Annotated in this window: 6 protein-coding genes; 1 reads left to right on the top strand and 5 read right to left on the bottom strand. The window is 65.5% G+C overall.

Going from position 1 to position 6,093, the window contains the following annotated elements; genetic code table 11:
• Window positions 1–186: 186 nt before the first annotated feature.
• The 5 genes from Y707_RS23480 to Y707_RS0104620 form a co-directional block, all read right to left on the bottom strand.
• On the bottom strand, window positions 187–594 hold the full coding sequence (locus Y707_RS23480; RefSeq protein ID WP_035780330.1) for a DUF4244 domain-containing protein: 408 nt from the start codon (window positions 592–594) through the stop codon (window positions 187–189).
• 138 nt (window positions 595–732) lie between these two features.
• The gene (locus Y707_RS0104640) at window positions 733–1,332 is read right to left on the bottom strand and encodes a type II secretion system F family protein (RefSeq protein WP_035780328.1); all 600 of its coding nucleotides are present in this window, start codon (window positions 1,330–1,332) and stop codon (window positions 733–735) included.
• Window positions 1,332–2,177 (bottom strand): hypothetical protein, encoded by an 846-nt coding sequence (locus Y707_RS0104635; RefSeq protein WP_051441652.1) that lies wholly within the window; start codon window positions 2,175–2,177, stop codon window positions 1,332–1,334. Before Y707_RS0104635 ends, Y707_RS0104640 begins: the two co-directional genes overlap by 1 nt.
• Window positions 2,177–3,271 carry a TadA family conjugal transfer-associated ATPase gene (locus Y707_RS23475; RefSeq protein ID WP_442853278.1) on the bottom strand — a complete coding sequence of 365 codons (1,095 nt, stop codon included), beginning with the start codon at window positions 3,269–3,271 and terminating at the stop codon, window positions 2,177–2,179. The genes Y707_RS0104635 and Y707_RS23475 overlap by 1 nt, the downstream gene beginning before the upstream one ends.
• Before the next feature lie 480 nt (window positions 3,272–3,751).
• On the bottom strand, window positions 3,752–4,411 hold the full coding sequence (locus Y707_RS0104620; protein ID WP_155852721.1) for a CpaE-like family protein: 660 nt from the start codon (window positions 4,409–4,411) through the stop codon (window positions 3,752–3,754).
• Between the two features lie 133 nt (window positions 4,412–4,544).
• Between Y707_RS0104620 and Y707_RS23470 the strand changes: the two genes are divergently transcribed.
• Window positions 4,545–6,093, top strand: a 1,549-nt coding sequence (locus tag Y707_RS23470) for a bifunctional 3'-5' exonuclease/DNA polymerase (protein ID WP_081744614.1), incomplete at its 3' end; no start/stop codon positions are given.

Genomic DNA, 6,093 nt, shown 5'->3' with positions numbered 1-6,093 from the left:
TTCACCTCGCGCGGCTGCCCTGGCCCCTGCCCACGCAGCTTCCTCCAATCGAAGCTGCGTCACTCCGATCACTGCACAGACCAGCAGCAGCGCCAGAATCCCCGTCAACGCCGGAAGAGTGACGGCTAATTCTGCTGTGACCGACCCTCTCTCGGGCGTTCGGCGCTTGCTCATCCGCATTCTGGTCTAGCCCAACGTCAATGCCTGCTCGATGATGGTCATGAGAAACCCGCGCACCTCGTCGCTGCGCAGGATCACCACCAGCAAACCGGCAAAACCCACCGCAGCCAACGTTGCGATGGCATATTCAGCTGTCGCCATGCCGGCCTCGGAATTCCGGAGCCTCGCACGCCATCCAGCGCTGGGGGAACCGGAGGCGCCGGGGAACAGCTCGACGACGTTGTCTTGCGCCCCCCGCTCACCACCCGTACTGACTGCCTCTGGATAGCCTTGGCCCGCGGCGAATGTGCCGGGTTCTGGTTCGGTGCTGATCTGTTCGGCGGCCAGGCCTGTGTTGCCGCGAGTGAGCTGATAGGCCCTCCCAGCACCCGCCGTCGTGGCAGTGGTCCGGGCCTTGCGATATGACAATGACATGGTTTTCCTCCTGTGTTCGCCGCTGAAATCAACGGTTATTACAGCTTTGCGGCCCTGTCACGGGGACGAAAGGTACCGGTGGCTCTAAGTGGATAACGTGCCGGGCGGGGCAACCTGTGGAGGATGCGTCGACGGTGGTTAGCCGAGCGTCGGCAACATGGCGAGCAGTACCGGCAGCACTCCGATGCAGACGAAGGCCGGCAAGGAGCACAGTCCCATGGGCAGCACAAGCCTTACCCCCAGTGCTGCGGCCCGTTGTTCCGCTTCGCGGTAGCTGCGGCGGCGCATCTGTTGAGCCTGGGCTGATAGGAGCGCGGACGAGGGCGCGCCAGTCGCCGCTGCGAAGCCGAGTCCTTCCTCCAGTTCTTTCAGTACCGGAGCCGATTCACTATTCGACGCCGCCGCCCACGATTGCTCCCAGCCAGCGCCGAGCCGCATCGCCGACACGACGGTCGTCAACCCCCGGCCCGTCTGTTCACCAGTTATGGTGCTCAGCACCGTCAGGGTCTGCTCAAGGGACGAACCTGCCTCCAGCATGGAACCGGCAAGTTCCAGCATGATCGGGGCCTGGAGGTCCGTGCGGCCGGACGTTCCGCCGGGTCGGGGTTGCTCTGTGCCAGCGGTTCCACTGTCTGCGGCTGACCATCTTCGATCCTGAAGTTGCAGCAAAAATATGGCTGCCGAGAGCAGCAGCACGATCAGGACCGCGCCCATCATGGCGCCGGCTCCCGCCGGCATCAGGACGGCCTCTCGGCAGCCGCCACCATCTTGTTGGACCAAACCCTGCCGGCGGCCATCAGCGCTATCCCAACTCCGAACGCTGCCAGACCAACAGGTGTGCCAACCAGCATCGCCAACGGATCGACGCCCATCAGCAGGCCGAGTCCCAGCCCCAGGAAAGGAAGCCAGCCCAACAGCTTCACTGTCGCCCGGGGACCTGCCAGAGCAGACTGCCTTGCCGCTTCGGCATCCAGCTCCGCTTCCAGCTGGACGGCGTACCGGCCGAGAAGCTTCGATAGCGGGGCCCCGCTCAACTCCGCGACATCCCAGCAAGCGGCGAGATCGGTCCAGATTCTGCACGTGGTCCGCTGCCGTGTCCTCGCCCGTGCCCTTCCGGATGGAACTACGGCCCCATGGTGCCGCAGTACCTCGGCGACGCTATGTCCGAGAGCGGCAGCCCGGTCGGCCGCATAGAGAACGGTCAGAAGTTGATCAGGTCCGTCATCATTGATCCGAGCCGCTGATGCGGGTGCGGATTCCCGGTTCTGCCGCTGCAGATGGGACCGGGCTGCTTCCGCCCAGATGATCTGTGACGACCGTCCCGCTTCGAGCAGAGCTGCCAGCTGATGGACGAGCAGTGGCATCAGCCACGGATCCGGTGTCTTCCGGCGGCTGGTCACAGGCAGGATACGGCTAACCATCCGCCGGATACCGGTTGAAGGCTGCGCCCGGGCTGCTTTACCCAATGCCAGGCGGCGCCATCCTGCAGCCGGATCGTACGGCCCCGCTCCTGCCCGGACGCCTGTTGTCAGCAACAGTGAACAGCCGATAAACAAAAGAAGAGCCGTCAGCAGTGCGCCCATCAGCGGTCCGCCTCACCAATCCGCTCCCGCAGCGTTTCCCAGCCGACGTGCCGGATCAGCTCGGAATCCGGCCCCGTCCGGACGGCCGGACGGACCGAGACTGAGCCGTCATCCGTGTCCTCCAGAACGGCGATTTCGCTGACCTGCCTGCCTGTGCTGAAGCGCTCAACGTGGATTATCACGTCTACAGCACTGACTGTCTGAAGCGCGACTGCATCCCGGCTCATGCCTGCCAGCGCTCCGAGAGCGGCCAACCTCGCCGGCACGGATCTGGCGGTATTGGCGTGGATCGTGCCTCCCCCGCCGGAGTGGCCGGTGTTCATCGCGGCCAGCAGTTCACGCACCTCCGCGCCCCTGCACTCGCCGACGATGAGCCGATCGGGACGCATCCGCAGCGCTTGCCGGACGAGTTCGGCCAGATCGACGACGCCGGTGCCTTCAAGGTTTCCATGCCGGCTCTGCATTCCGACGATATGGCCGTGGCGGGGATTCAGTTCCGCGGCATCCTCTATTAGCACCAACCGGTCTGCAGGGTCGCAGAGGCTGAGCAGCGAGGACAGCAGGGTCGTTTTGCCGGAACCGGTTGCGCCGCTGATAAGGAAATTCGCCCTCGCGTCAACGAGTTGCTGCAGGAGCGTCGCCATCGGAGCGCTCAAAGTGCCTGCGGCGATCAACTGGTCAAGAGTGAATACTTCGGACCGGCCGATCCGTACGGATAGTAGTGTTCCGGCCGTCGAAATTGGCGGCAGGACAGCGTGGATGCGGTAGCCGCCTTCCAACCTCACATCCACGCATGGTGACCCATCGTCGAGGCGCCTCCCGCCCGCCGCCACCAGACGCGTAGCCAAAGCCCTAACCTGTGACTCGCTGTCGAAACGGACAGTGCTCTGTTCCGGGCCCGCTCCGCTGTCGACCCAGACTGAATCGGTTCCATTGACGAAGATGTCCGTCACCGCCGGGTCCTTGACCAAAGGCTGCAGCGGTCCAAGCCCGCTGAGTTCGGCACGGATACGTTCCACCGCATCCAAGGTTCCGGCTGTGCCCAGCAACTGCCCGCTCGACTGCACGGCTGCGGCGACCCTGGATGAGGTCACAGGACCGGAATCCGCCATCACCGCCTTACGGACCGAGCTGACCAACTCGTCATTCCTGAAAGATCCGCTCTGGACCGCCGGCGTCCCCGGTCCACCGCCGGAACGGTTGCCCGCCCTCTTGAAGGCCGGCTGCCGGACCGGCTCCGAAGTCGCTTCGCCATCCCACCCGCTCCCGCGGTGCCGGCCGGTTGTCTCACGAGGCTGCCTCATGCTGCAGTCCGCCCCAAATCCTCAGGCAGCGCCTGCAACAGCGAACCCGTCAGGCGGCGCACATTCTTTTTGGTGCGATAGCTCAATAATTGTCCGTTCTCTGACGCTGCCCGGAGTCCTCGTTCGGGCCTCCAATACGCCGTCAACGGATAGCCCGCCGATTCCGCCACCAAATGGGCATCGGCACCAGCCAGCAGCGGTCCCCGGACGACCAGGGACAGCGGTTGATGACAGATACGTCTGCTGAGCAGCCGTGCGGCCGCCGCTGCCCTAACGCGTGCCGGGACCACAAGAACCAGACTGTCGCAGTGCCGCTCCGCGGCCTCCAGGCCGGCTACCTTCGGCACCTATCGCCATGTCGAGCCCGCCTCCCAGCGGGTCAGCGTCGACCAAAAGCGTTTGCCTGCCCGATGCGCCCGAGGCGCAAGCCAGCCAGACGGCCAGCGTCGACGCTCCGGCGCCACCGCAGCCGCCGAGGATACCGACAATGTGGTTGGAGGCCGTTCCCGGAGTTTCAAGCTTCGCCAGGAACTCGGCGAGCCAGCCGGCCGCCTCCGGCAGGACCGCTACCCGCTGAGCTCCCAGCGCCGCCGCTTGTTCCCAGAGCGCGTCACCCTCGCCTGCCAGTCCGATTAGCACCAAAGAGGCCCACTTGCCGCCGTGGATTTCCGATATATCGCTCCCGACCAGGACCGTTCCCACAGCATCGGAATGACCCACCAGCTCCCTGAAGCTGGCGGCGATACGCAATGGTGTGGAGGCCGCCGTCGCAATGCGGGAAATTTCCTCGCGAAGGAACTCAGAGGCGGTGACGAGCGCGACGCCGGGAACCTGTTGTTCGGGCAGCCACGCACGGTCGGCCTGGTTCGATGACATGTCGGTTCGCCGGCGGGCGGAGCGCCGGGACGGACGTTGAATTGAATCTGGCATCTTTCAACCGTGCCGTGCCGGAGTGCCAGCCGCGATGCCCCGCCCGCTCATTGTGGAGGTTAGGTGCTGAAAGGCGGTCTGTGGAGGACAAGAGACTGTCAGGAGCCCGGCTCCATCAAGGCAGAATGGAGTTATGTATCTTGTCCTCGGCACGGCCTCGAACACTGTGGGCAGCACCTTGGACGGCACAGATCCCTCGGCGAGGGCCGATACGTTCCTGCTGCCCGTGCACGATGACGGATCACCCGCTGGTGAAGCCAGCCGTTTCCCGCGCAGCCAGCTTGCCGCCGTCGTCCGTCAACATGAACCGGCCCGGCCGCGCTGGGTGTTTGAACGCACCCAGGACTGGTACCCCGCGCTCCTGCGTGAGGGCGCCGCCGTCGAACGTTGCCATGATCTTTCCCTCTCCGGTGCAATCCTGGCGCAGTCGGAATTCACATCGGCCTCGGACTACGCCGTCCGAAACAGGGCGAAACGACCGGGAACAGAGCCGGAGTTGCCGCGGGCGGTTCAGCCGGTGCCGGCATCAGCCGACCAGTTTGCGCTCTTCGACGAGCCGGCGGGTGCTGGAACTGCGGTGGAGGATCTGGCCGCGGAACTGGCTGGCCAGCTCGAAGCCATCGGCACCTCCAGCCACCGAGGGCGAACGCAGTTATTGATCGCGGCCGAATCGGCAGGGGCGCTGATCGCCGCCGAAATGCAGCATGCCGGGCTCCCGTGGCGGATCGATATCCACGAACAGATCCTCACCGAGGCGCTCGGCCCGCGCCCGCCTGTGGATGCGCGACCGCGGAAACTGGAGGAACTTGCCGTCCAACTGCGGCAGGCACTGAACGCGCCGTCCTTCAACCCGGATTCCCCGCAGGAGCTGATCCGCACTCTTCACCGTTCCGGAATTGAGGTCAAGAGCACCCGATCCTGGGAGCTGGAGCAGCACAAACATGCCGCGATCGGCCCGCTGCTGGAATACAAGAAACTCTCCCGGCTGCTGGCGGCGAATGGCTGGAGTTGGCTGGATGCCTGGGTCCAGGACGGACGGTTCCGGCCGGAATACGTCGTCGGCGGTGTGGTGACCGGGCGCTGGGCTTCGCGCGGCGGCGGTGCGTTGCAGATCCCGAAGGTGATCCGCGACGCTGCCCGTCCTGATGCGGGCCACCGGCTCGTGGTGGCCGATGCCGCTCAGCTGGAGCCGCGGGTGCTGGCCGCACTGGCGCAGGACTCGCAGCTCGCCAAGGCTGCCCAGGGGAAAGATCTCTACGCCGGAATCGCCGCGCAGGGTTTCGGTGACCGGGCGACCGCGAAAATTGCCGTGCTGGGGGCAATGTATGGGGCGACGACGGGCGAATCCGGGAGGCTGATGCCGCAGCTGGCGAAGACCTATCCTCGCGCGGTCGGCTTCGTGGAGCAGGCGGCCCGGACTGGAGAGGCGGGCGGGACCGTAAGTTCCTTCCTCGGCCGCAGCAGCCCGCCGCCGTCGGAAAGCTGGCGTCAGTCGCAGTCCACGGCCAGTGCCGAGGAGCAACGGCGCGCGGACACCATCGCCCGCACCCGGGGCAGATTTACGCGGAACTTCGTGGTGCAATCGACGGCGGCGGAGTGGGCGATGTGCTGGCTTGCGGAATTACGACGGCGGCTGCGGGCTTCCGCTGCTGAAGCCAGTGGAACGTCGGCGGGGCAGTTGG

It is taken from the genome of Arthrobacter sp. H14 (assembly GCF_000520495.1).
In the GTDB taxonomy this organism is placed as follows: domain Bacteria; phylum Actinomycetota; class Actinomycetes; order Actinomycetales; family Micrococcaceae; genus Arthrobacter_C.
The sequence above is the reverse complement of the archived record's forward strand: the minus strand, read 5'-3'. Positions and strand labels throughout refer to the sequence as shown.

What these genes read in the sequence shown, in the direction of transcription:
- Y707_RS0104640 (WP_035780328.1), bottom strand. Translation starts at nt 1,332, where the DNA reads ATGCCGGCGGGAGCCGGCGCCATGATGGGCGCGGTCCTGATCGTGCTG.
- Y707_RS23480 (WP_035780330.1), bottom strand. Translation starts at nt 594, where the DNA reads ATGTCATTGTCATATCGCAAGGCCCGGACCACTGCCACGACGGCGGGT.
- Y707_RS0104635 (WP_051441652.1), bottom strand. Translation starts at nt 2,177, where the DNA reads ATGGGCGCACTGCTGACGGCTCTTCTTTTGTTTATCGGCTGTTCACTG.
- Y707_RS0104620 (WP_155852721.1), bottom strand. Translation starts at nt 4,411, where the DNA reads ATGCCAGATTCAATTCAACGTCCGTCCCGGCGCTCCGCCCGCCGGCGA.